Source organism: Rhodococcus sp. NPDC127593, from assembly GCF_042671975.1.
Classification (GTDB): domain Bacteria; phylum Actinomycetota; class Actinomycetes; order Mycobacteriales; family Mycobacteriaceae; genus Rhodococcus_F.
Window position 1 is genome coordinate 154,534 of sequence record NZ_JBHXWI010000010.1, and the last position, 21,994, is coordinate 176,527.

Genomic DNA, 21,994 nt, shown 5'->3' on the forward strand with positions numbered 1-21,994 from the left:
TGAACACTGGCGGCTCGAACGAGCAGGTGTTCTAGGTCGTACAAGCAAGGTAACCCAGGTCACAGCCTCGAGTCAATAATGGTCGAAATAGTTAGTTCATACCCTCCCGGGTTGCTGCAGGTAGGCCAGGACGACGTCGCCGATCATCGCGCGCAGGTGGGGGCGGTTCTCCGCGCCGGTGAGATCCCAGTCGAACAGCGCCTTGAACGTGTACCGATTCGCCACCCGGAAGACGCAGTACGAGCTGATGAGCATGTGGATGTCGAGCGCCGTCGTGTCGGTGCGGAAGATGCCCGCCTCCTGCCCTCGCTGGAGAATCCGCTCGAGCGTGCGAATCGCAGGCGCCTGCGTCTCGGGAAGTCCCTCGGCCTGGACGAGGTTGACGCCGCGATTCGTGTTCTCGATCGCGACGAGACGGATGAAGTCCGGGTGAGCCTCGTGATGGTCGAACGTCAACTCGGCGAGCGCCCGGATCGCCTCGGTCGGCTCGAGGTGGTCGACGTCGACCTGGGACTCCTCGTAGCGGATCTCCTCGTAGGCGCGCTGCAGGACTGCCCGGTACAGGCCCTCCTTGTCGCCGAAGTAGTAGTAGAGCATCCGCTTCGTGGTGGCGGTCTTCGCCGCGATCTCGTCGATGCGGGCCCCGGCCAGACCCTTGTCGGCGAATTCCGTCATGGCCACCCGCAGGATGTTCTCCCGGGTCTTCTCGGGGTTGCGGGTCCGTTTGACCGTCTCCTTCTCGGAGGTGGCGCCCGTCGTCTTACTTCGTGTCATCCCTGAAACTCCTGCCTGTGCTGTCTTCCGCGCGGTATGGAGGTATGCTACCGTGACATAACTCACTAGATAGTTAATTAGTTGCCACCCTCTCCCGGAAGTGATCGCCATGACCTCTCGTGACCTCGATGCCCCCACCGCTCACCCGTCCTACCTGTGCGGTCTGATCGGCACCGGGATCTCGAAATCGCTGACCCCGTCCCTCCATGAAGCCGAGGGTCGCGCGCAGGGCGTCGGGTACGTCTACCGGATCTTCGACCTCGACACACTGGGCATGGGAGTCGAGGGACTGCCGCAGCTCCTCGCGGCCGCCAAGCTCCTCGGGCTCAACGGGCTCAACATCACGCACCCCTGCAAGCAGGCGATCATTCCGCTCCTCGACGACCTGTCCGACGACGCCCGTAAGCTCGGCGCGGTCAACACGGTGCACATCGACGGCGGGCGCCTGATCGGCCACAACACCGACTGGTCCGGATTCGCGCGCAACATGGACGAGGGCCTCGAAGGCGCGCCCATGAACCGCGTCGTGCAACTCGGGGCCGGCGGAGCCGGTGCGGCCGTCGCCTACGGCGCGCTCACCCGGGGTGTCGGACACTTCACGATCATCGACGCCGATGCTGCGCGCTCGAAGGATCTGCGCGACTCGCTCGCCGACCTGTTCCCGGACCGGGAAATCGCTGCCGGTGACCTTTCCGCCGTTCCTGCTGCGGTCGGTGCGGCGCAGGGCCTCATCCACGCGACGCCGATCGGCATGGCGGCCCACCCCGGCATGGCACTCGACGCCGCACTGCTGCGCCCCGACCTGTGGGTCGCGGACGTCGTCTACCGTCCCGCCGAAACCGAACTCCTCCGCCGCGCCCGCGAGATCGGTGCCCGGACCCTCAGCGGAATCGGCATGACCATCGGTCAGGCCGTCGACTCCTTCCGGATCTTCACCGGACTCGAGCCGGACGCCCAGCGGATGCGTGAGCACATGGGTCTGCTGTTGCAGGCAGAGGACGCCGCCGCCCTCGCAGGCGCGTAGGGGTCGCGCCCGCCACGTGGCGCAGACTGTCACGGTGAGGTTATTGCTGCTGGCCGACACCCACGTCCCGAAGCGGGCGCGCGACCTGCCCGCCCGGGTGTGGGACGAGGTCGACCGCGCCGACGTGGTGATCCACGCCGGCGACTGGGTCGATCTCCCCACGTTCGAAGCGTTGCGGGCGCGATCGGCGCGGCTCGTGGCGTGCTGGGGCAACAACGACGGCGACGACCTGCGCGCCCTGATGCCCGAGCGGGCGGATGTGACCCTCGCCGGCGTGCGCATCACCGTCGTGCACGAGACCGGAGCCTCCGCTGGCAGGGAGAAACGCATGTCCGCCGCCTACCCGGACACCGACGTCCTGATCTTCGGGCACAGCCACATCCCCTGGGACACCACCACGGAAACCGGTCTGCGACTGCTGAACCCGGGATCGCCGACGGATCGACGGCGCCAGCCGCACTGCACCTACATGACCGCCACCGCCCGCGACGGGGAACTCGGCGACGTCGACTTGCACCGGTTGTGAGTTGTCCGGACGACCTTCAGTACGCAGCCAACGTGATCACGCCAGTGGTACGGCCGAGGGGGTCGAGTACGTGCCCGCCCCTCTTGTACATGTGCAGGGTGATGAACCTGTCGGTGATCACGAGTGACGGGAGTTCGCGTGTCACGGCGGCCTCGAACGGCGCGATCTCGGCTGCCGCCCGAAACCACATGGTGGCGACGATCGTCGACGTCCCTGTGACAGCCTCGACCACACGGCATCTGGGCATGCGGCCCAACAGGTTTCCCGCTGTGTTCAGCTCACCCGGCGGAACGGTCATCATGAAGGTCGTCGGCACGACGGGCCCCAGAAGTTCGGGAGCTCCCTCGCATCGCAGAGCGACACGGCCCGAGTCCGTCATCCTCTCGACTCGGCGGCGCGCGGTCGGCCCGGTCGTCCCGCACCGAGCGGCGAGATCGGTCCAGGATTGCCGGCCGTCCGTCGCCAGGACCTGAAGCAGTGCCCGGTCGAGGTCGTCGAGTGAGGGAAGCGGTGTCCTACGGGTGGAGGGGGTCGGCCGCACCAGGCGAGTGGACTGTTCCAGGTCCAGCGCCTGTACCCGCCACCGCGAACCCTCCCGGTAGGTGGTCAGCGCGACCATCGATGTCACCGCGGTGATTCCTTCGATTCGTTCGATCCGGTCGTCGAGAAGCCGAGCGAGATCTGCGATGCCGGGAACGAACACGTCGAGAAGGAAGTCCGCAGCGCCGGTCGTGCTGGACAGGGTCGCCACAGCCGATTCGGCGACCAGTGCCCGGGCTACGTCGCGCTTCGCCTGAGGTCTGCAGTGGACGGCCAGGAATGTGGCACATCCCTGGCGAACGAATGCCGGGCCGGGTACCACCGCAACCCACGCGGAACCGCGTTCGGTCAGCAGCTTCCACCTTCTCGCGAGTGTCTTCGGTGTATGCCCGAGGGTCTGAGCCAGCTCTGCCCAGTCGACTCGCGGGTTCAGCTGGAGGGCATCGGTGATGGCGAGATCGAGCTCGGTTGCGATCGCTGACGTTACATCCGGCATTTTTCTGGTCCTCTTCTGTGAGAAACCGGTCATCTTTCCAGATTAGTGAGGTGGGCCACCGAGAGTTGTCGCAGCGCGGGTGCGCAACCTGGAACAACCAGGCACAGCGAAGTCGAGGTCGATGATGCGGACAATATCGGTTGTGGGTGAGGACCTGAGGGGAAGGCGGCTCCCGGTCGGGGCACTACTGGGCTCGATGGCCACCGTCGAGTTGCTCAGCGGCGTCACGCAGGGCTATCTCACACCACTGCTGCCGTCGCTCGGCGACAGCCTCCAGATCACGGCATCCGGACAGACCAGGATCTATCTGCTGTCCCAGTTGGCGTTCGCGATCTGGACACCACTACTCGCCAAACTGGGCGATTCGTTCGGGTACCGCCGCTTCCTGCGCCTCTCCATTGCCCTCGTCGCTGCCGGGTCACTGATCATGGCGATGTGGCCGAGCGTGCTGACGATCTCGGTCGGTGTCGTACTCCAGGGTGCGGTCGTGGGCTTCATGCCGCTCCTGATCGGGATCCTGCGACATCAGGCGCCGGCGAGTCGCCGTACCGGAGTCGGCCTACTGGTCGGCGTCCTCACCGCGGCGGTCGGCATCGGCGGTGTCATCGCGGGCTCCCTCAGCGAGCGGTCGGCGACACTCGGGCTGTGGGTCGCGGTACCGGTCGCGGTCCTGGCGGTGATCGCCGGCTTCCTCATCCCCGATGGTGCTCCACGGTCGGGCGGCCGTATTCCGCTCGTGTCCTTCGCTCTGCTGTCGCTCGGTCTGGCCGGTGTGGTGGCCGCCCTGTCGCTCGGTGCAGACTGGGGATGGACGTCGGGCGAAACGATCGGATCGATGTCTGTTGGCGTCATCGGTCTCGCTGCGTGGATCCGCGTCGACTCGAGCTCGAAGTTCCCGATGGTGGATCTCCGCATGCTCGTCCACCCGCCCGTGGCCGTCGTCTCCGGGGTCACCTTCTGTCTGGCCTTCTCGACGATCGGTTTCTTCGGTGCGAATGCAGTCTTTCTCGGGTCCTCGCCCGACGACAGCGGATTCGGCCTCTCCTACGGGCCTCGCGCGATTGCGCTCGTCGCACTGGCTCTCAACGTGTTCGCGCTCGCGAGTTCACTCTCCACAGCGACGATGCTGCGCAAGCTGGGCGAACGGCAGACACTAGCCCTGTCGGGCGCCCTGATCGCAACCTCTTTCGGCAGTGTGCTCCTCTGGCATTCGTCGGCGCTCCAGTATCTCGCCGCTATCGCTCTGCTCGGCATCGGTTTCGGGGGCTACCAGGCCTCGACGCGCGCCCTGTGCGTCGAATCGGTACCCGACCGCGAGACCGCGATGGCGGCGGGGATCAACGAACTCGCGCTCTCGATGGGTGCGGCGATCGGAGCGGCCACTGTCGGCGCAATCCTCTCCGCGACCAGCACTTCCGCGGGGGTGACAATGCAGTCCTACGTGTGGCTGTGGTGCGTGTGTGCAGCGGTCGCCCTCGTGGGGGCCGGCCTCGGACTGTGCTACCGCAAGGGAGCGAACCTCTCATGACGGACCGAAGGGCGCTCGTCCCAGCCGATGTTGCGGCGAAGATCGAGTCCTCGGTGAAGAACTGGTCCGGCGCACTGATCACCCTGAGTCACAGCCTCCATCACGAGCCGGAACTGGCATTCGAGGAACATCGATCGGTATCCAAGATCATCGACCTCGCGGAAGGTGCCGGGTTCGAGACGGCGACAGGCGTCGGGGGCCTGGCGACGGCCTTCGTCGCGACCAGGGGTACCGGCGCCCTCACCATCGGCTTCTGCGCCGAATACGACGCGCTTCCCGAGATCGGCCATGCGTGTGGGCACAACGTCAACGGCGCCGCCGCGGTGGGTGCGGCGATCGCGTTGGCGGAGGTGGCGGACTCCCTGGATGTCCGGATCAAGCTCGTGGGAACCCCTGCCGAGGAAGCGGGCGGCGGGAAGGCCATCCTCCTGAGAGCCGGTGTATTCGACGATGTCGCCGCCGCCATGATGGTGCACGCGGGCGGGCGGGACGAGGTGGGCGGATCCTCCCTGGCGATGAGCCAGTGGACGGCCGAGTACATGGGCCGGTCCTCGCACGCCGCGACCGCTCCGTGGCTGGGCGCCAACGCGCTCGACGCGGTAGCGGTCGCGTACAACGCCGTCGGACTCCTGCGTCAGCAACTCGAGCGCGGCCTCGTCGTATCGATCATCGTCACCGACGGCGGGCAGGCCTGCAACGTGATTCCGTCGAATGCTCGAGTGGCAGTGGAGATTCGAGCGCCATCGACGACCAAGCTCCGGCAGGTGCAGGCGAGAGTGCGGGCATGTCTCGAAGCCGGTGCACTCGCAACGGGCACGGACGTGACCATCACACCCTGTGGCGAGGACTTCGCGGAATTGCGACAGGACGATTTCATGACCCGCGCATACTCCCGGGCGATCGGCGCCCGCGGCCGGACCGCCCTGTCTCGGGCGGGCGACCACATCGCGTCGACGGATATGGGAAACGTCTCCCACGTCCTACCCGCCATCCACCCGACCATCGGGTACGACGTCGGTGATGCCGCACATCACACGGCCGAGTTCGCACTGCACGGCACCTCCCCGTCCGCCGACGAAGCGGTACTGGACGGGGCAATCGCGATGGCGGTGGTCGGGGCGGAACTCGCCCTCGATCGAGATCAGCGCACACGACTGCTCGACCGCGTCCAGAATTCACACCTCCGAAGGGAAGAAAAAGTATGAGCGTCGATACCGCTGCGCGTCACGGAGACGACTGCGCAAGCACCGAGGAGATCGTCGTAGTCGGCGTCGGAGCGGTCACACCGGAGCAGGTGCTGAGTGTCGCTCGCCGAGGCGCCGCCGTGACGCTGTCCGAAGATGCGCTCCTTGCGATGAGCGAGTCACGGCGGCGCATCAAGGATCTCGCCGAGGATCCGAAGCCCGTCTACGGAGTGTCCACCGGTTTCGGGGCCCTCGCCACCCGGCACATTCCGCTTCGATTGCGCGCCCGATTGCAGCGCAGCCTGATCCGCTCCCACGCGGCGGGGTCGGGTCCCGAGGTCGAGCGAGAAGTGGTGCGGGCGTTCATGTTGTTGCGGTTGTCGACCCTGGCCACCGGGCGCACGGGGGTGCGCCCAGAGGTTGCGCGTGTCTATGCGTCGCTCCTGTCGGCCGGCATCACACCCGTGGTCCACGAGTACGGCAGCCTCGGATGCTCGGGTGATCTGGCGCCGCTGGCCCATGTCGCGCTCGCGGTGATCGGTGAGGGCACGGTGCGAGATGCGGACGACGAACTCCAGCCCGCCGCGGAGGCGATGTCCGCTGCCGGTATCGAACCCGTCGTGCTCGAGGAGAAGGAGGGGCTCGCCCTCATCAACGGCACCGACGGCATGCTCGGCATGCTGGTGCTGGCGTGTCACGATCTGCGTGGGCTGCTGTCGCTTGCGGACGTGACGGCGGCGATGAGCGTGGAGGGGCTGCTCGGCACCGACCGGGTGTTCGCCGCGGACCTGCAGGCGCTCCGGCCGCATCCCGGACAGGCGGCTGCTGCGGAAAACATGACGCGGTTGCTCGCGGGTTCAGGCATCGTCGCCAGCCATGCGGGCCCGGATTGCACCGTGGTGCAGGACGCCTACTCGTTGCGGTGCGCCCCGCAGGTGGCCGGGGCCGCGCGGGACACGCTCGCGCACGCCGAGCGGGTGGCGTCGTGGGAACTGGCCAGTGCCGTCGACAATCCGGTGGTCACCGTGGACGGTCGGGTGGAGTCGAACGGTAATTTCCACGGGGCGCCGGTCGGGTACGTGCTGGACTTCCTGGCGATCGTCGTCGCGGACGTGGCGAGCATGAGCGAGCGCCGCACCGACCGCTTCCTCGATGTGGCCCGCAATCACGGGCTGCCGCCGTTTCTGGCCGACGATCCGGGGGTGGACAGCGGTCACATGATCGCGCAGTACACCCAGGCGGCGATCGTCTCGGAGCTGAAGCGGCTGGCGGCGCCGGCGAGTGTGGACTCGATTCCGTCGTCGGCGATGCAGGAGGACCACGTGTCGATGGGGTGGTCGGCGGCGCGGAAGCTGCGCCGGGCGGTCGACGGACTGACCCGGGTGCTCGCGATCGAGGCGTTGACGGCCGCTCGTGCGCTCGATCTGCGTGCCCCGCTGGCGCCGTCGCCGGCGACGGGTGCGGTGCGGGACACGATCCGTGAGCAGGTCGCCGGACCGGGGACCGACCGTCACCTCGCGCCGGAGATCGAGGCCGCGGTCACCCTCGCGGCCTCGGGCAGGTTGCTCGGGACCGCCGAGGGTGTCGTGGGTGCGCTGGCCTGACGACAGACCCGCGTTTCTGCGTCAGACCCGCTCGAACACCGCGGCCAGTCCCTGGCCGCCGCCGATGCACATCGTCTCGAGCCCGTACCGGGATTCGCGACGGTCCATCTCCCGCAGGAGGGTGGCGAGAATGCGGCCGCCGGTGGCACCGACGGGGTGTCCGAGGGAGATACCGGATCCGTTGGGGTTGAGACGTTCGTCGGTGGGGTCGAGATCCCAGCTCCGGAGGACGGCGAGGGTCTGCGCGGCGAAGGCCTCGTTCAGTTCGATGACACCGATGTCGGACAGTGACAGTCCGAGCTGACCGAGAGCCTTCTCCGTGGCGGGCACCGGGCCGATGCCCATCGTGCGCGGGGGGACGCCGGCCACGGCCCAGGACGCCATGCGGGCGAGGGGCTTCAGCCCGAGTTCCTTCGCCTTCTCGGCGGTCGTCACGATGCACACGGCGGCGCCGTCGTTCTGCCCGCTGGCGTTGCCTGCGGTGACGGTGGAGGCGGAGTCGATCTTGGAGCGGATGGCGCGGAGCTTGGACAGCGACTCCACCGTGGTGTCGGCGCGCGGGTGCTCGTCCTTGTCGACGACGAGCGGGTCCGACTTGCGTTGCGGCACCGTCACTCCGACGATTTCCTCGGCGAAGCGGCCGGATTCCTGCGCGGCGACGGCACGCTGGTGCGACTGCACGGCGAGCGCGTCCTGGTCCTCACGGCTGATGTCGAATTCGGCGCGGAGGTTCTCGGCGGTCTCGATCATGCCGCCGGGCACGGGGAAGTTCGCGCCGCCGGCGGTGACGCGGGCGCGGGCGAGCCGGTCTGCGAGTTGCACCCCTTCGCCCTTGACTCCCCAGCGGATGTTCGGGTTGGTGTAGAACTCGGCCTGGCTCATGGATTCGGCGCCACCGGCGAGGACGAGGTCGTTGCCGCCGGACGCCACCTGCAGCACGGCGGTGATGACCGCTTGCAGACCGGATCCGCAGCGACGATCCACCTGCATGCCCGGGACGTCGATGCCGAGTCCGGCGTCGAGGGCCGCGATCCGGCCGATGGCCGGGGCCTCCCCGCCCGGGGACGCCTGGCCCAGGATGACGTCGTCGATCTGGCTGCCCTCGATGCCGGTGCGTTCGACGAGCGCCGTGATGACGGTGGCCGCGAGACTCTGAGGGGTGATGTCCTTGAACACTCCGCCGAAGCGCCCGACCGGCGTTCGCAGGGGCTCGCAGATGACGACGTCACGCATGGGATGACCTTTCATGAAGATTCCTCGGGCACTGCGTCAGCGATTGACGGTGGCGAGGTCCTGTTCGATGTCGGTTGCGGTGACCCGCAGCGACGGGATGAGAGCGGAATGCAGATCCTCGAGGCTGTATCGCGCGGCCGGAGTGGAGATGTTCACCGCGGCGACGGTCAGCCCGGAGGCATTGCGGATCGGGGCGGCCATCGACCGCAGGCCTGCCTCGAGTTCCTGGTCGAGTACGCAGATACCGTCCGCGCGGACCGCGAGAATCGCAGCTTTCAGCTCGTCGCGGGCCGTGATCGTGCGTTCGGTGAGCCGCTGGATGTCGAGCTTTTCGAGGTACGCGTCGAGTTCGTCGTCGGGCAGTCCCGCCAGCAGGACCCGGCCCATCGAGGTGGCGTACGCGGGGAGCCGGGTGCCGATGGTGATGCCCACCGTCATGATCCGGCTGACGGGCACACGGGCGACGTAGACGATGTCGGCACCGTCGAGGATCGACACCGACGACGACTCGTGGACCTTGTGGCTCAGCCTCTCGAGGTGTGGCTGCGCGACCTCCGGCAGCGACAGACTCGACAGGTAGCTGTATCCGAGTTCGAGAACCCGCGGGGTGAGCCAGAACGCGGAACCGTCCGTGGCCACGTAGCCGAGCTCGACGAGGGTGAGCAGAAATCGGCGTGCGGTGGCGCGGGTCAGGTCGGTGGCGCGGGCGACGTCACTGAGCGTGCGCCGCTGATTCCGGTCGTCGAAGCAGCGGATCACGGCGAGGCCCCGGGCCAGGGACTGCACGTAGTCGGGGGACGGGAGGATCTTCTCCGTCGGTTCGGTAGCGGTCATGTCTGCGAATTCTCCTCCGTGGCCCCGGTGTCGGTGGAGGACAGGTCGGCGAGGGCCTGTTTGCCGAGTGCGAACCCGAGATTGCTGTTGGGCACTCCGGCGTAGACGGAGGTGTGGAGGAGCACCTCGCCGATCTTGTCGGCGTCGACACCCGCGCGGAGCGCGGCCCGGATGTGCATGTCGAGTTCGTGGTCGTTACCGACCGCGGTGAGGACGGCGATCGTGAGCAGCCGCCGCATCTCGTGGTCCAGCCCGGGGCGCGACCAGATGTCGCCCCACGCGGTGCGGGTGATGAAGTCCTGGAACGGTGCCGTGAAGTCGGTGGTTCCCGCCACGGAGCGGTCCACGTGCGCGTCGCCGAGTATCGAGCGGCGCACCGTCATTCCCTGTGCGTGCGCGGCGCGTCGTCCGCGCGCGTATCCGCCGCCGGCGATGTGTTCGCGCAGCAGCGCCGTGACGGCGCCTGCCTGCTCCAGGTTCGCGACGTGGGCGGCGGGGGAGAGCACCTCGAACCGGGCACCGGTGATGCCGTCCGCGAGGATCTGCATGACCGACGGCGGGGTGGACGGATCCTCCTCGCCCGCGATCACCAGTGTCGGTGCGCTGATGCGGGACAGATCGGCGGTGAAATCCCAGTCGGCGAGGGCGTCGCAGCATGCGGCGTATCCCTCGGGGGACGTCGACGCGATCATCTCGCGGTAGTGCCGGACGAATTCCGGATCACGCTTGGCGAGCCCCTCGCTGAACCAGCGTGCGACAACGGCATCCGCGAGCGACTCCGGACCGTCGGTGCGCGACGCGGCGGCCCGCTCGATCCATCCCTGCGGTTCGCCGAACTTCGCGGCGGTGCACAGCAGCGACAGCGACAGCACCCGGCGCGGAGCGTGCGCCCCGAGCCATTGGGCGATCGCCCCGCCCATGGACAGACCGACGATGTGGGCGGCGTCGACTCCGAGCGAGTCGAGCAGGGCGAGGACGTCCTCGGACAGTTCGCGGACGGAGTACGGGCCGTCCGGTGCCGGCGATTCTCCGTGGCCGCGTTGATCGACGGCGACGACCCGGCATTCGTCGGACAGCGCCGCGATCTGCGGGTCCCACATGGACCGGTTGGAACCGAGCGATCCGAGCAGGACGACGACGGGGGCGTCCGCCGCGCCGCTGCGGGGTCCGGAGATTTCGTGTGCGAGTGCGACTGTCATCGCGTTCCTTCCCGGCCGCGGGCCACTGTTTCCAGTGCGCGGTCGACGATGTCGTGGGCGTGGCCGAGGTATCCGGCGGGGTCGAGCAGGGCGCGGATCTCGTCCGCCTGCAGGTATTCGAGGAGCCCCGGATCCTCGTCGAGAGGGTGTCCGGTCTCGCACGCGGCGGTCACGAGGTCGCGCGCGTTGTCGGTGCGGGCCGACAGGGCGCCGGTGACTCGTTCCGCGAGGAGCAGGCCACCGGTGATGTCGAGGTTGCGGGCCATCGCATCGGGGTGGACGTTCAGCCCGCCGAGCGAGTCGGCGATGCGCGCGACGGCTCCGCCGGTGAGGCGCAGCAGGTCCGTGAGCGTTTCCCACTCGGCGTGCCAGGCACCCGCGGCGCGCTGCTGCTCGTGATCCATCGAGCCGAGGATCGTCGCGACGAGTCCCGGGGTGCGGCGGGCCGCGGCGCGGGCCGCGATCGCGGCGACCGGATTGCGCTTGTGCGGCATGGCCGACGAACCGCCGGGTGACCCTTCGCTGACCTCGCCGACCTCGGTGGACGACAGGAACACGATGTCGGTGGCGATCTTCGACACCGCGCCCGCGGCCGCTCCGAGCGCCGACGCGAGCAGTGCGATGCGGGTGCGATCGGTGTGCCAGGGAACGTCCTGACGTGCCAGCCCGAGCTCGTCGGCGAGCACGTCGGCGACGTCGAGGCCGTGCGGGTAGAGCGCCGCGGACGTTCCGGCCGCACCCCCGAGTTGCACGGGGAGGGCGTCGAGTGCATCGAACAGCGCGCGAGAAGCCCTGTGCAGCGCCGTCATCCACCCGGCGGCGAGCACGCCGAACGTGGTGGGGAGGGCCTGCTGGCCGAGTGTGCGGCCGGCGATCGGGGTGTCGCGCTGGGCCCGCGCGAGCGCCTCGGCGCAGAGCACCGCCTCGTCGAGGGACGCCAGGATGTGCGCACCCGACCGGCGGCACAGCAGCATCAGGGCGGTGTCGAGAATGTCCTGACTCGTGGCGCCCTTGTGCACGTGGCTTCCGGGCACTCCGGAATCGGCGGCCGCGACCTCGTCGCGGAGCAGTTTCACCAGCGGGATCACGGGATTACCCCCCGCTGCGGCCGCCTCGCCGAGGGCTCCCACATCCACGGAGCCCTCGGCGACGACGCGCGCGAACACCGACGAGATGGCGTCGGCGGACGCGGCGGGGATGACGTCGCACTTCGCCTCCGCCCGGGCCAGTGCCCCCTCGACCTCGACCATCGCGGTGACCCACGCCCGGTCCGAGAGCAGTGCCGACAACTCGCCGGCACCGAACGTCGGATCGAACAGGGCACCCCGGGAAGGCTCCGGAGAGTTCACGCGCGACACCTTTCTGGGTTGTGACCGACTACAGGGCGAAGAACGGGGTTTCCCGTCCGTCCGTGTTCTGCACGTGGATCGTCAGGTGGTATCCGCGACCGGTCTTCTCCGCGATCAGCTTGGGGCGGTCTGCTTCCGGGACGGCGGAGAGCACGGGGTCCGACGCGTGCGCGGCCGTGTCCTCGGGAAAGTAGAGGCGGGTGTACAGCCGCTCGAGCATGCCGCGGGCGAACAGTCCGACGTTGATGTGCGGGGCCTCGACGGCGCCGTTCTCGGCGGGGAGTGCGCCCGGCTTGACGGTGTGCACCACGATCGTGCCGCTTTCGTCGGCGAACACGCGGGCCAGGCTGCGGAAGCCGGTGGGGGTCGCCTCGGCGGCACCGCGGGGATCGGTGGGGCTGTCGAATCGGCCCGCGGCATCCGCCTGCCAGGTTTCGATCATCGCGTCGCCGATGGGCTGACCGGCGCCGTCGATGACGTCGAAGGACACGTCGATTCGGCCCGGCGCATCCTCGGGGACGGCGTCGCCGCTGTTCTCCCACGTGGGGAAGAGACCGATGTGGACGTACGGGCCGACGGTCTGGGACGGGGTGACGCCGAACGACACCTGGTCCTGGCTCTTGGCGAAGACCGGGTAGCGGGGGGCGTCGGGGTTCTGGGTGTCGATCATCAGTGGCCCTCCGGGTCCTCGAACGGGGTGGCGTCCTGACCGCGCAGGACGATGTCGAACTTGAATCCGACGGCCCAGTTGTCGCGGGTGTGGTCGTAGTCGAACGTGCTGATCATCCGCTCGCGGGCCGCTTCGGGCACCGAGTTGTAGATCGGGTCCTGGAAGAAGAACGGATCGTCCGGGAAGTACATCTGCGTGACCAGTCGCTGGGTGAACGCCTGACCGAACAAGGAGAAGTGGATGTGAGCGGGCCGCCACGCGTTGTGGTGGTTGCCCCACGGGTAGGCGCCGGGCTTGATGGTCGTGAACTCGTAGTGGCCCTGCTTGTCGGTCAGGCAGCGGGCGACACCGTTGAAGTAGGGGTCGAGAGGGGCCGGCCAGGAGTCCATCTTGTGGCGGTAGCGGCCGCCGGCGTTGGCCTGCCACACCTCGAGGAGGGTGTCGGGGATGGGCTTGCCCGCACTGTCGAGGACGCGGCCGTGGACGATGATGCGCTGTCCCTGGGCCTCGCCGCCGTTGGCGTGGGTCATGTCGTTCTCACCCTTGGCGATGTCGGCGTCGCCGAAGACCGGACCGGTGATCTCGCCGAGTCGCTGCGGGACCAGGATCAGGTCGTTCTTGGGGCTGCGCAGCCGAGTCGTCTTGTACTCGGGGAACAGCAGCGGGGCATTGGCGTCGTGCCCGGCGTGGTGGTGGGCTGGCAGATGCAGCATGGAAAAGAATCCTCACGTTCTCGATGTGAACAGTCGGCCGCTATTCGCACATAGTAGTCGCGTTCTGTGATGGGGCCAACAGGCGGGGCCAAATTTGTTCGCAATGTGGATGGGTGTTCACTACTCGAACATTTTGCGGTAGCCTGGGTCACATGGTCAACAAAGTCTTCGCAACGGCGGCCGAGGCCGTTGCCGATGTCCCCGACGGAGCGTCCCTCGCGGTGGGCGGCTTCGGCCTCGTCGGTATCCCCTCGGTCCTCATCGACGCCCTCCTCGCACAAGGTGCGACCGACCTCGAGACGGTCAGCAACAACTGCGGCACCGACGGCTTCGGGCTGGGTCTGCTCCTCGAGCAGCACCGGATCCGGCGCACGATCAGCTCGTACGTCGGCGCCAACAAGGAATTCGCGCGGCAGTACCTCAGCGGAGAGCTCGAGGTCGAGCTCACCCCGCAGGGCACGCTGGCCGAGCGCATGCGCGCCGGGGGAGCGGGCATCCCCGCCTTCTACACCCCCGCCGGTGTCGGGACGCAGGTCGCCGACGGCGGTCTGCCGATCCGCTACGACGGCCAGGGCGGCATCGCGGTGGCGAGCAAGCCCAAGGAGACCCGCGAGTTCGACGGAGAGGCCTTCGTCCTCGAACGCGCCATCCGCACCGACTTCGCGCTGGTCCACGCATGGAAGGGCGACCGCCTCGGCAACCTCGTCTACCGGGAGACGGCCCGCAACTTCAACCCGGACGCCGCCGGCGCCGGTCGCATCACCATCGCGCAGGTCGAGTACCTCGTCGAGCCCGGCGAGATCGACCCCGCCGAGGTGCACACCCCCGGCATCTTCGTCCAGCGTGTGGTCGAGGTCGGCAAGCAGGAAACGGGAATCGAGAACAGGACGGTGCGGGCATGAGCTGGACGCGTGACGAGATGGCGGCCCGGGTCGCAGCCGAGCTGGAGGATGGGCAGTATGTGAACCTCGGCATCGGCATGCCCACCCTGATCCCCGGCCACATCCCGGCCGGCAAGGATGTCATCCTGCACTCGGAGAACGGCATCCTCGGCGTCGGGCCGTACCCGACCGACGACGAGGTCGACCCCGAGCTGATCAACGCAGGCAAGGAGACCATCACCGTGGTCGCCGGCGGCGCGTTCTTCTCCTCCTCCGACTCCTTCTCGATGATCCGCGGCGGCAGCGTCGACGTGGCCGTTCTCGGCGCCATGCAGGTCAGCAGCCACGGCGACCTGTCCAACTGGATGGTCCCGGGCGCCATGGTCAAGGGCATGGGCGGCGCGATGGACCTCGTCCACGGCGCAGGCAAGGTCATCGTGATGATGGATCACGTCACCAAGAAGGGTGAGCACAAGATCCTCGAGGAGTGCACGCTGCCGTACACCGGCAAGCGCTGCGTGCAGAAGATCGTCACCGATCTCGCCGTCATCGACGTCACCCCCGACGGCCTGCGCCTCGTCGAGACCGCTCCCGGCCACAGCGTCGAGGACGTCCAGGCGGCCACCGGCGCGAAGCTCCTCGTCGACGCCACCGTCTAGAAGAGCCCGCTCAGGCCCCGATCTTCACGCGCTGGGCTCCGGCATAGACGTTCATCGACTCCCCGCGGAGGAAGCCGACGAGCGTCGTGCCGGATTCCAGTGCCAGGTCGACGGCCAGCGAGGACGGCGCCGACACCGCGCCGAGCATCGGTACCCCCGCCATCACGGACTTCTGCACCAGTTCGAAGGACGCGCGCCCGCTGACGAGCAGGACGCTGCCCGACAGCGGCACCCGATCCTGCGTCAGCGCCCACCCCAGCACCTTGTCGACGGCGTTGTGCCTGCCGACGTCCTCGCGCAACGCGACGAGTGCGCCGTCGGGTGTGAACAGGCCCGCGGCGTGCAGTCCGCCCGTCGAATCGAAGATGCGCTGACCCGACCGCAGGGTGGCCGGCATCGACGACAGCGTGGCCGCCGTCACCGACAAGTCGTTGCCGGACAACGGGAATCGTGACCGCGTCCGCACCTGGTCCAGCGACGCCTTGCCGCACACCCCGCATGCCGACGACGTGACGAATCGGCGTTCGGGTCCACCCGGCGCCGGGACGCCCTCGGCCAGAACCACATCGAGCACGTTGTACGTGTTGGCTCCGCTCTCGTCGACGCCGTCGCAGTAGCGGACGACGGACACGTCGTCGCGGCTCTCGATGACGCCCTCGGTCAGCAGGAACCCGTGCACCAGATCGATGTCGTCGCCCGGTGTCCGCATCGTCACCGACAGCGAACGGCCGCCGACCCGGATCTCGAGGGGTTCTTCGACGGCCAGCGCATCGGGTCTGCGTGTCGTTCCGTGCTCGGTGATGCGGACGACCGGGCGTCGCGCGGTGACGCGGCCCATCACCTGCCGCCGGATTCGAGCGGACTACGTGTGAACGAGGGGCGGGTCATGAGTCCATAGTGGCCCCGAACCAGGGACTGCGGCCAGTCGTTCCCGCGCGCCGCCGTGATGGGCCCGTACCCTCTGGGCATGGGTGTGAGCGTGCGAGCTGCGACCAGATCCGACCTCCCCGAGGTGGTGCGCGTCCTGGCCGACGCGTTCTTCGACGACCCCGTGATGGTGTGGATGTGGCCGGATCCGGAGCGCAGGCGCCGTGGCCTCCCGAGACTGTTCTCGGTCGAGATCCGCCATCACCACCTCGCCGGGGGCGGAGCCGAGCTGGCCGAAGACGACGACGGTGTGATCCGCGGGGCCGCCATGTGGGATCCGCCGGGCGGCTGGAAGGAGTCGACGTTGTCGTCGCTCCTCAGCCTGCCGGGGTTGGTCCGCGCGTTCGGCACCCGGCTGGGCGTCGGGGCCGCGGTGAGCGGAACCGTCGAGGACGCACACCCGGTCGATCCCGCGCACTGGTATCTGGCGACGATCGGAACGTCGAGCGCGGGACGGGGCGGCGGCTATGGGAAGGCGCTGTTGCAGTCGCGGCTGGACCGTTGTGATGCCGAGGGGCTCCCCGCGTATCTGGAGTCGAGCAAGGAAGACAACATCTCCTACTACCAGCGCTTCGGCTTCGACGTCACCGGCGAGATCCGGATACCGGACGGCGGGCCGACGCTGTGGGCGATGTGGCGGGAACCCGTTCGTGCGACCCCTTAGGCTAAGCTCGGCAAGCCTTACCTAAGTGGATCGTAGTACCTGGTAGACGAGAGGGTCGCCGCATGAACGTGGGTCAACAGAGGATCGGCCTGAGCCGACGCGGATTCCTCGTGGGCACCGGGGGAGCGCTGCTCGCGTTCGCCGCGGCCTGCAGCAGCTCGGACGGCGACGGCTCCGGCACCGGCAGTGAGCCGTCGGGCCCCGTCATCGCCCACAAGTACGGCGAAACCCAGGTGCCGACCGACCCGCAGCGCATCGTCAGTGTCGGCTACAACGACCAGGACACGATCCTCGCGCTCGGCGGCACGCTGGCCGGCACGTTCGACTGGTACGGCGACTACCCCTACGGCGTGTGGCCGTGGGCGCAGGACCTCCTCGGCGATGCGCAGCCCGAGATCGTGGGCACGGCATCCACCAACATCGACTTCGAGAAGGTCGCGACCCTCGCCCCGGACCTGGTGGTCGGCACCTACTCCGGCCTCACCCAGGCCCAGTACGACAAGCTGAGCGCCATCGCGCCGACGGTGGCGCAGCCCGCGGACTTCGCCGACTACGGCGTCCCGTGGCAGGACCAGACGAGGATTCTCGGCGACGCGCTCGGTAAGAAGGACAAGGCTGCCGAGCTGGTGTCCTCCGTCGAGACGCAGTTCGCCGACGTCCGGGCCGCCAACCCGGCATTCGCGGGGAAGACCGTCCTCGTCGGCGCGCTCAAGGGCCCGGGGCAGTTCGGCGTGTACGGCCCGGAGGACCCGAAGGTCCGCTTCTTCACCGAACTCGGCTTCGTCAACCCCGCTGTGACAGAGCAGATCACCGGCAACTTCGCCGAGATCAGCACGGAGCAGCTGTCGCTCGCGAACGTCGACCTCCTCGTCTGGTACGCGGGGGGCGGTTACGGCGACAAGCTGCGCACGGAACTCGACAAGACGCCGATCTATCAGGAACTCGACGTGGTGAAGGCGGGCCGCACGATCACGCTCGAGGACGCCGCCGCCGAGGCGATGGCATGGAGCACCGTATTGAGCCTGCCGTACGCGTTGAACGAGATCCCGCCGCGGGTCGCGCCCCTGCTCGCCTGAGACGCGGATGTCCGACGGTGTGAGCCCGGTTCGTGATACCAACGACTCGTGACCGCGATTCCTGAACTCCACGCCGGAACTCCCTTCGACGACCTCGACGACTACCTCGCGCTCGGCCGCGTCGGCGGCCTCGCGCTGTCCGCGGACGGGCGAAGGCTCGTCGTCGCGCAGTCGACGCTCGACGAGAAGTCGACGAAGTACGTCACCGCGCTGTGGGAGATCGATCCCACCGGCGAGTTCGCGGCGCGCCGGCTCACCCGTGGTCGCAGTGGGGAGTCCAACCCGACGTTCACCAGCGACGGCGATCTCCTCTTCACGTCCTCGCGTCCGACGCAGGACGAGGACGACCTGCCCGACGACCTGTGGCGACTGCCCGCGCGGGGCGGCGAGGCGGTGGTCGTCGCGCGCCGCGGCGGCGGCATCACCGGGGTCCGCGCCGCTCGGTGCGCGCCGCGTTTCGTCGTCACCACCGGGGTTCTGGGGAGATCCGGCGAGTCCACCGACGACGAGCGGGTGCGCGCCCAGCGCAAGGAGAAGAAGGTCTCGGCGATCCTGCACACGGGCTACCCGATTCGCTACTGGGACCACGATCTCGGTCCCGAGGTGCCCCACCTCCTGTCCGCCCCGCTGGACGCGCTCGCGGACAACGGGCCGGAGCCGGAGTTGACCGACCTCACCCCGATGCCGGGTCCGGCGCTGCGGGAGGCGAACTACGCGCTGAGCGACGACGGCGCCTTCGTCGTGACCTCGTGGACGGTTCCCGGTCCGCTGGCGTCGATCCGGAACATCCTGGTGCGCGTCGACACCGAAACGGGGACGCACACGGTCCTCGTCGACGACGCCGACGCCGATCTGTCGGACCCCGTGATCTCCCCGGACGGACGGCGCATCGTGTTCACGCGGGAATCGCATGCGACACCCGACTCCGCGCCTCGATTCACGCTGCACCGCTACAGCTTCGACACGGGGACCGTCACGGAGGTGGTGCCGGGATGGGACCGGTGGGCCACGTCTGTGGTCTGGCTGTCCGACGGCTCGGGGCTCCTCGTCACCGCCGACGACCGCGGGCGCGCACCGATCTTCCTGCTCCGTGACGGCGCGGACCCGACACCGGTGACGACCGACGACTGCGCGTACACCGACCTGCAGGTGGCCCCCGACGGGTCGACGGTGTTCGCACTGCGTGCGTCGTACGCGGCGCCGCCGCACCCGGCGCGCATCGACATCAGCACCGGCGCCGTGTCACTGCTGAAGGCGCCCGCCGAGCTCCCCGAGTTGCCGGGCACGCTGACGGAGGTCGAGACGGTCGCCGCCGACGGCGCGGCGGTGCGCGCGTGGCTCGCGGTGCCGACCGGCGCCTCCGCTCACGCGCCGGTACCTCTCGCGCTATGGGTGCACGGCGGCCCCCTCGGTTCGTGGAACACCTGGTCGTGGCGATGGAATCCGTGGCTGCTCGTGGCGCGGGGATACGCCGTGCTGCTGCCGGATCCGGCGCTGTCCACCGGCTACGGGCAGGAGTTCGTCGAGCGGGGCTGGGGTAAGTGGGGAAAGGCCCCGTTCACCGATCTCATGGCGATCACCGACGCCGCGGTGGCGTTGCCGGAGATCGACGAGAAGCGCACCGCGGCGATGGGCGGATCGTTCGGCGGTTACATGGCCAACTGGATCGCCGGACACACCGACCGGTTCAAGGCGATCGTCACCCACGCGAGTCTGTGGGCGCTGGACCAGTTCGGCCCCACCACCGACGCCGCCTGGTACTGGCAGCGGGAAATGACGCCCGAGATGGCGGTGGAGAACTCGCCGCACCTGTTCGTCGCGGACATCGTCACTCCGATGCTGGTCATTCACGGCGACAAGGACTTTCGCGTACCGATCGGCGACGGGTTGCGGCTGTGGTTCGAGCTGCTGTCCGAGTCGGGGTTGCCTGCGGACGACGACGGTCGCACCGAACACCGCTTCCTCTACTTCCCGGACGAGAACCACTGGATCCTCACCCCGCAGAACGCGAAGGTCTGGTACCAGGTGGTGCTGTCTTTCCTCTCCGAGCACGTGCGGGGCGAGGACGTCGCGCTGCCCGAGATCCTGGGCCGGTAGCCCGGCGGACCGGGGCCGCTCCGAGGCGGAGTTCACGTCCGCTTCTCGCGACCCCGATCGAATTCCTTGCCACCCCATACGCCGGTCTGACCGGTGGCCCTGGCGAACAGCTCACAGCGCATCCTCAGTGCGCAATGCTGACAGACGTCGCGCGCGTACGCGAAATCCTCGGTCGGGAACGGGAACCACCGGTCCGGCTCCGGGTCGGCGCGGCACGCGGCGTCGACCCAGCCCGCGGGGTCGTCGGAGGCAGGCAACAGGGTGGACAGGGTCGTGTCCAGGACGTCGGTCATCGGGAGATCTCCCCTTCCCGGGAGAAGGTCGGTCGGTAAAGGTGGTGGAGGGATCTCGCGGCTAGACCGCCGCGAGATCCCTCCAGATCTGCCGCTGCGCCTTCTCGATGTGCCGGGGCGCCTTCGGCTCCCAGAGGAGCGGCATTCCCGCCTCCTCCGGTGTGCGGTCGGCCTTCCTCTGGTTACAGGGGACGCAGCAGGCGACGAGGTTGGCCCACGTGTTCGGGCCGCCGCGGCTCCTCGGCAGCACGTGGTCGATGGTCGTCGCGACCGGCTCGGCGCAGTAGCCGCAGCGATTGCGGTCGCGCCGGAAGACGCCCGCAAACGTCGCGCGGCTGCTGTCGGTCACCAGCACGGAGTGCTGGACGTAGACGTAACGCAGCAGTCGAATGGTCTGCGGCAGGCTGATCTCGACGCGTTGCGAGCGAATCGGGAACGGAGGCTCTCGATCGGCGACCGTCTCGGCCGCACCGACGCTGATCAGCACGACGGCGCGCTCCGCGGGAATCTCGCAGAGGGCCTCGTACGTGACGTTGAGGACCAGCACACCCGCTCGCGACCAGTTGCGGGCGTCGAGGGTGCTGCCGGGTGGGTTACGGGTGGGGTGCCTCACGGGAGATCTCGGTTCTGTCGTCGGTTCGCGGCGGTGGGGGCACGCCGGGCGACGGAAGCCGAGTCAGGCGTGCCGGGCGGAGCGGTAGGTCTTCGGGGCGGGCATGATCCCGCGTTCGTCTTGCCTGCCGGCGGGGAAGGAGGAGGCTGCGCCCGTGCGTGACGGCTGCAACCGGGCTGTGTGGGCTGTGGGCAGTGCGCGCATCGCTACTTCCTTCCCGAACTCGACGTGTGAACCGATCGGAACACGTCGAGCATGACACAGCGCGCCGCCCGCGTCCTGGCATTTTTCGCGCCGTCGGACCCGTGAGCCGGGGCCTGTCGAATCGGACAGGACGCGCGACACGTCCGATGGATGCGGTGAAGTAGCGGTTCTCTCGCTACGGTGTTCGATACGTACCCCGAATGAAGGAGACATCGTGGCACTTCCCCAGCTCACTGACGAACAGCGGGCAGCAGCTCTCGAGAAGGCCGCCGCCGCTCGTAAGGCACGCGCAGAGCTCAAGGACAAGCTCAAGTCCGGCGACATCACCCTCAAGCAGGTCCTTTCCAAGGCCGACGTCGACGACATCATCGGAAAGACCAAGGTCAGCGCCATTCTGGAAGCCCTGCCGAAGATCGGCAAGGTGAAGGCCCAGGAGATCATGGCCAACCTGGAGATCGCTCCGACGCGCCGCCTCCGTGGCCTCGGCGACCGTCAGCGCGACGCCCTGCTGGCGCACTTCAGCTGACACGTTCCCCGGGTGCCCGCCCCACCGCCTTCCGGCGACGGGCGGGCGCCCGGACGCGTCTTTCCTGCCCTCTGCCCTCGGCGAGTGCAACCTGAAGGTTGCGCAAAGAGTACCGATGTGCAACCGCGAGGTAGCACATTGCCGAGAGGTGAGGATGAGGATCATCGTGAGCGTTCCGGACTCATCCCAGGACAGGATCGAGCGCGAGATCCAGATCGATGCCCCCATCGAGCGGGTGTTCCGGCTGGTGAGTGAACCCGGCTGGTTCATCGGCGACGGCGAGCCCGGCAAGGCGACCACCACACTGTGAAGGCGACGTCTTCGTCGTGGACTTCCTCCCCAGTGCCGAGCGGCGCGCGGCCGCCTACGAAGGCAACGTC

At 68.5% G+C, this 21,994-nt stretch carries 24 protein-coding genes; 12 read left to right on the forward strand and 12 right to left on the reverse strand.

From position 1 onward, the window contains the following. Nucleotides 1-96 precede the first annotated feature (96 nt). Nucleotides 97-774: a TetR family transcriptional regulator gene (locus tag ACFVJ3_RS11790; RefSeq protein ID WP_378452213.1), complete on the reverse strand. Its 678-nt coding sequence runs from the start codon at nucleotides 772-774 to the stop codon at nucleotides 97-99. A gap of 109 nt (nucleotides 775-883) precedes the next feature. On the opposite strand from ACFVJ3_RS11790, the gene ACFVJ3_RS11795 reads away from it, so the two are divergent. After that, the gene (locus ACFVJ3_RS11795) at nucleotides 884-1,798 is read left to right on the forward strand and encodes a shikimate dehydrogenase (protein ID WP_378452214.1); all 915 of its coding nucleotides are present in this window, start codon (nucleotides 884-886) and stop codon (nucleotides 1,796-1,798) included. 34 nt (nucleotides 1,799-1,832) lie between these two features. Then, entirely contained in the window at nucleotides 1,833-2,324 is a 492-nt protein-coding gene (locus tag ACFVJ3_RS11800; RefSeq protein WP_378452215.1) for a metallophosphoesterase family protein, read from the forward strand. A 16-nt stretch (nucleotides 2,325-2,340) separates the two neighbouring features. Here the strand turns inward: ACFVJ3_RS11800 and ACFVJ3_RS11805 are convergent, their stop codons facing one another. Then, entirely contained in the window at nucleotides 2,341-3,360 is a 1,020-nt protein-coding gene (locus tag ACFVJ3_RS11805) for an Lrp/AsnC family transcriptional regulator (RefSeq protein WP_378452216.1), read from the reverse strand. A gap of 142 nt (nucleotides 3,361-3,502) precedes the next feature. Between ACFVJ3_RS11805 and ACFVJ3_RS11810 the strand changes: the two genes are divergently transcribed. The 3 genes from ACFVJ3_RS11810 to hutH are packed head-to-tail and all read left to right on the forward strand — an operon-like array spanning nucleotide 3,503 to nucleotide 7,676. Then, nucleotides 3,503-4,888, forward strand: coding sequence for an MFS transporter (locus tag ACFVJ3_RS11810; RefSeq protein WP_378452217.1), 1,386 nt, complete (start codon nucleotides 3,503-3,505; stop codon nucleotides 4,886-4,888). Next, nucleotides 4,885-6,093 (forward strand): amidohydrolase, encoded by a 1,209-nt coding sequence (locus ACFVJ3_RS11815; RefSeq protein WP_378452218.1) that lies wholly within the window; start codon nucleotides 4,885-4,887, stop codon nucleotides 6,091-6,093. Before ACFVJ3_RS11810 ends, ACFVJ3_RS11815 begins: the two co-directional genes overlap by 4 nt. Then, nucleotides 6,090-7,676 carry a histidine ammonia-lyase gene (hutH, locus tag ACFVJ3_RS11820; RefSeq protein ID WP_378452219.1) on the forward strand — a complete coding sequence of 529 codons (1,587 nt, stop codon included), beginning with the start codon at nucleotides 6,090-6,092 and terminating at the stop codon, nucleotides 7,674-7,676. The genes ACFVJ3_RS11815 and hutH overlap by 4 nt, the downstream gene beginning before the upstream one ends. 21 nt (nucleotides 7,677-7,697) lie before the next feature. On the opposite strand, the gene ACFVJ3_RS11825 is transcribed toward hutH, so the two are convergent. From ACFVJ3_RS11825 to pcaH, 6 genes are read right to left on the reverse strand one after another with little or no spacing between them, the layout of a single operon-like run. Continuing rightward, nucleotides 7,698-8,909 (reverse strand): acetyl-CoA C-acetyltransferase, encoded by a 1,212-nt coding sequence (locus tag ACFVJ3_RS11825; protein ID WP_378452262.1) that lies wholly within the window; start codon nucleotides 8,907-8,909, stop codon nucleotides 7,698-7,700. Between the two features lie 36 nt (nucleotides 8,910-8,945). Further along, the gene (locus tag ACFVJ3_RS11830) at nucleotides 8,946-9,743 is read right to left on the reverse strand and encodes an IclR family transcriptional regulator (protein WP_378452220.1); all 798 of its coding nucleotides are present in this window, start codon (nucleotides 9,741-9,743) and stop codon (nucleotides 8,946-8,948) included. Continuing rightward, nucleotides 9,740-10,942, reverse strand: a complete 1,203-nt coding sequence (gene pcaD, locus ACFVJ3_RS11835; protein ID WP_378452221.1) for a 3-oxoadipate enol-lactonase — start codon at nucleotides 10,940-10,942, stop codon at nucleotides 9,740-9,742. The genes ACFVJ3_RS11830 and pcaD overlap by 4 nt, the downstream gene beginning before the upstream one ends. Then, the gene (pcaB, locus tag ACFVJ3_RS11840; protein ID WP_378452222.1) at nucleotides 10,939-12,291 is read right to left on the reverse strand and encodes a 3-carboxy-cis,cis-muconate cycloisomerase; all 1,353 of its coding nucleotides are present in this window, start codon (nucleotides 12,289-12,291) and stop codon (nucleotides 10,939-10,941) included. The genes pcaD and pcaB overlap by 4 nt, the downstream gene beginning before the upstream one ends. 28 nt (nucleotides 12,292-12,319) lie before the next feature. Then, nucleotides 12,320-12,961 (reverse strand): protocatechuate 3,4-dioxygenase subunit alpha, encoded by a 642-nt coding sequence (gene pcaG / locus ACFVJ3_RS11845; protein ID WP_378452223.1) that lies wholly within the window; start codon nucleotides 12,959-12,961, stop codon nucleotides 12,320-12,322. After that, nucleotides 12,961-13,674, reverse strand: coding sequence for a protocatechuate 3,4-dioxygenase subunit beta (gene pcaH, locus ACFVJ3_RS11850; RefSeq protein ID WP_378452224.1), 714 nt, complete (start codon nucleotides 13,672-13,674; stop codon nucleotides 12,961-12,963). The genes pcaG and pcaH overlap by 1 nt, the downstream gene beginning before the upstream one ends. A gap of 152 nt (nucleotides 13,675-13,826) precedes the next feature. On the opposite strand from pcaH, the gene ACFVJ3_RS11855 reads away from it, so the two are divergent. Together ACFVJ3_RS11855 and ACFVJ3_RS11860 are read left to right on the forward strand one after the other, a co-directional pair. Beyond that, nucleotides 13,827-14,576, forward strand: coding sequence for a CoA transferase subunit A (locus tag ACFVJ3_RS11855; RefSeq protein WP_005248111.1), 750 nt, complete (start codon nucleotides 13,827-13,829; stop codon nucleotides 14,574-14,576). Then, on the forward strand, nucleotides 14,573-15,214 hold the full coding sequence (locus tag ACFVJ3_RS11860; protein WP_378452225.1) for a 3-oxoacid CoA-transferase subunit B: 642 nt from the start codon (nucleotides 14,573-14,575) through the stop codon (nucleotides 15,212-15,214). The genes ACFVJ3_RS11855 and ACFVJ3_RS11860 overlap by 4 nt, the downstream gene beginning before the upstream one ends. A gap of 10 nt (nucleotides 15,215-15,224) precedes the next feature. Here the strand turns inward: ACFVJ3_RS11860 and fdhD are convergent, their stop codons facing one another. Beyond that, nucleotides 15,225-16,052, reverse strand: coding sequence for a formate dehydrogenase accessory sulfurtransferase FdhD (fdhD, locus tag ACFVJ3_RS11865; RefSeq protein WP_378452226.1), 828 nt, complete (start codon nucleotides 16,050-16,052; stop codon nucleotides 15,225-15,227). 129 nt (nucleotides 16,053-16,181) lie between these two features. On the opposite strand from fdhD, the gene ACFVJ3_RS11870 reads away from it, so the two are divergent. The 3 genes from ACFVJ3_RS11870 (at nucleotide 16,182) to ACFVJ3_RS11880 (ending at nucleotide 19,978) form a co-directional block, all read left to right on the forward strand. Beyond that, nucleotides 16,182-16,805, forward strand: a complete 624-nt coding sequence (locus ACFVJ3_RS11870) for a GNAT family N-acetyltransferase (protein WP_378452227.1) — start codon at nucleotides 16,182-16,184, stop codon at nucleotides 16,803-16,805. Between the two features lie 62 nt (nucleotides 16,806-16,867). Continuing rightward, on the forward strand, nucleotides 16,868-17,881 hold the full coding sequence (locus tag ACFVJ3_RS11875) for an iron-siderophore ABC transporter substrate-binding protein (protein ID WP_378452228.1): 1,014 nt from the start codon (nucleotides 16,868-16,870) through the stop codon (nucleotides 17,879-17,881). 48 nt (nucleotides 17,882-17,929) lie between these two features. Then, on the forward strand, nucleotides 17,930-19,978 hold the full coding sequence (locus tag ACFVJ3_RS11880) for a prolyl oligopeptidase family serine peptidase (protein ID WP_378452229.1): 2,049 nt from the start codon (nucleotides 17,930-17,932) through the stop codon (nucleotides 19,976-19,978). 32 nt (nucleotides 19,979-20,010) lie between these two features. Here ACFVJ3_RS11880 and ACFVJ3_RS11885 read toward each other — a convergent pair whose 3' ends face one another. The 3 genes from ACFVJ3_RS11885 to ACFVJ3_RS11895 all read right to left on the reverse strand — a co-directional run bounded on the left by ACFVJ3_RS11885 (nucleotide 20,011) and on the right by ACFVJ3_RS11895 (nucleotide 21,088). Further along, nucleotides 20,011-20,271: a WhiB family transcriptional regulator gene (locus ACFVJ3_RS11885; RefSeq protein ID WP_378452230.1), complete on the reverse strand. Its 261-nt coding sequence runs from the start codon at nucleotides 20,269-20,271 to the stop codon at nucleotides 20,011-20,013. Nucleotides 20,272-20,332: 61 nt separating this feature from the next. Next, on the reverse strand, nucleotides 20,333-20,884 hold the full coding sequence (locus ACFVJ3_RS11890) for an HNH endonuclease (RefSeq protein WP_378452231.1): 552 nt from the start codon (nucleotides 20,882-20,884) through the stop codon (nucleotides 20,333-20,335). A 63-nt stretch (nucleotides 20,885-20,947) separates the two neighbouring features. Next, a complete protein-coding gene (locus ACFVJ3_RS11895) occupies nucleotides 20,948-21,088 on the reverse strand; it encodes a hypothetical protein (protein ID WP_378452232.1) in 141 nt (46 codons plus the stop codon). Nucleotides 21,089-21,302: 214 nt separating this feature from the next. Here ACFVJ3_RS11895 and mihF point away from each other — a divergent pair, with 214 nt between their 5' ends. Continuing rightward, a complete protein-coding gene (gene mihF / locus ACFVJ3_RS11900; RefSeq protein WP_005248100.1) occupies nucleotides 21,303-21,614 on the forward strand; it encodes an integration host factor, actinobacterial type in 312 nt (103 codons plus the stop codon). Nucleotides 21,615-21,780: 166 nt separating this feature from the next. Then, nucleotides 21,781-21,924 carry a hypothetical protein gene (locus ACFVJ3_RS11905; protein ID WP_378452233.1) on the forward strand — a complete coding sequence of 48 codons (144 nt, stop codon included), beginning with the start codon at nucleotides 21,781-21,783 and terminating at the stop codon, nucleotides 21,922-21,924. The last annotated feature ends 70 nt before the right edge of the window (nucleotides 21,925-21,994 follow it).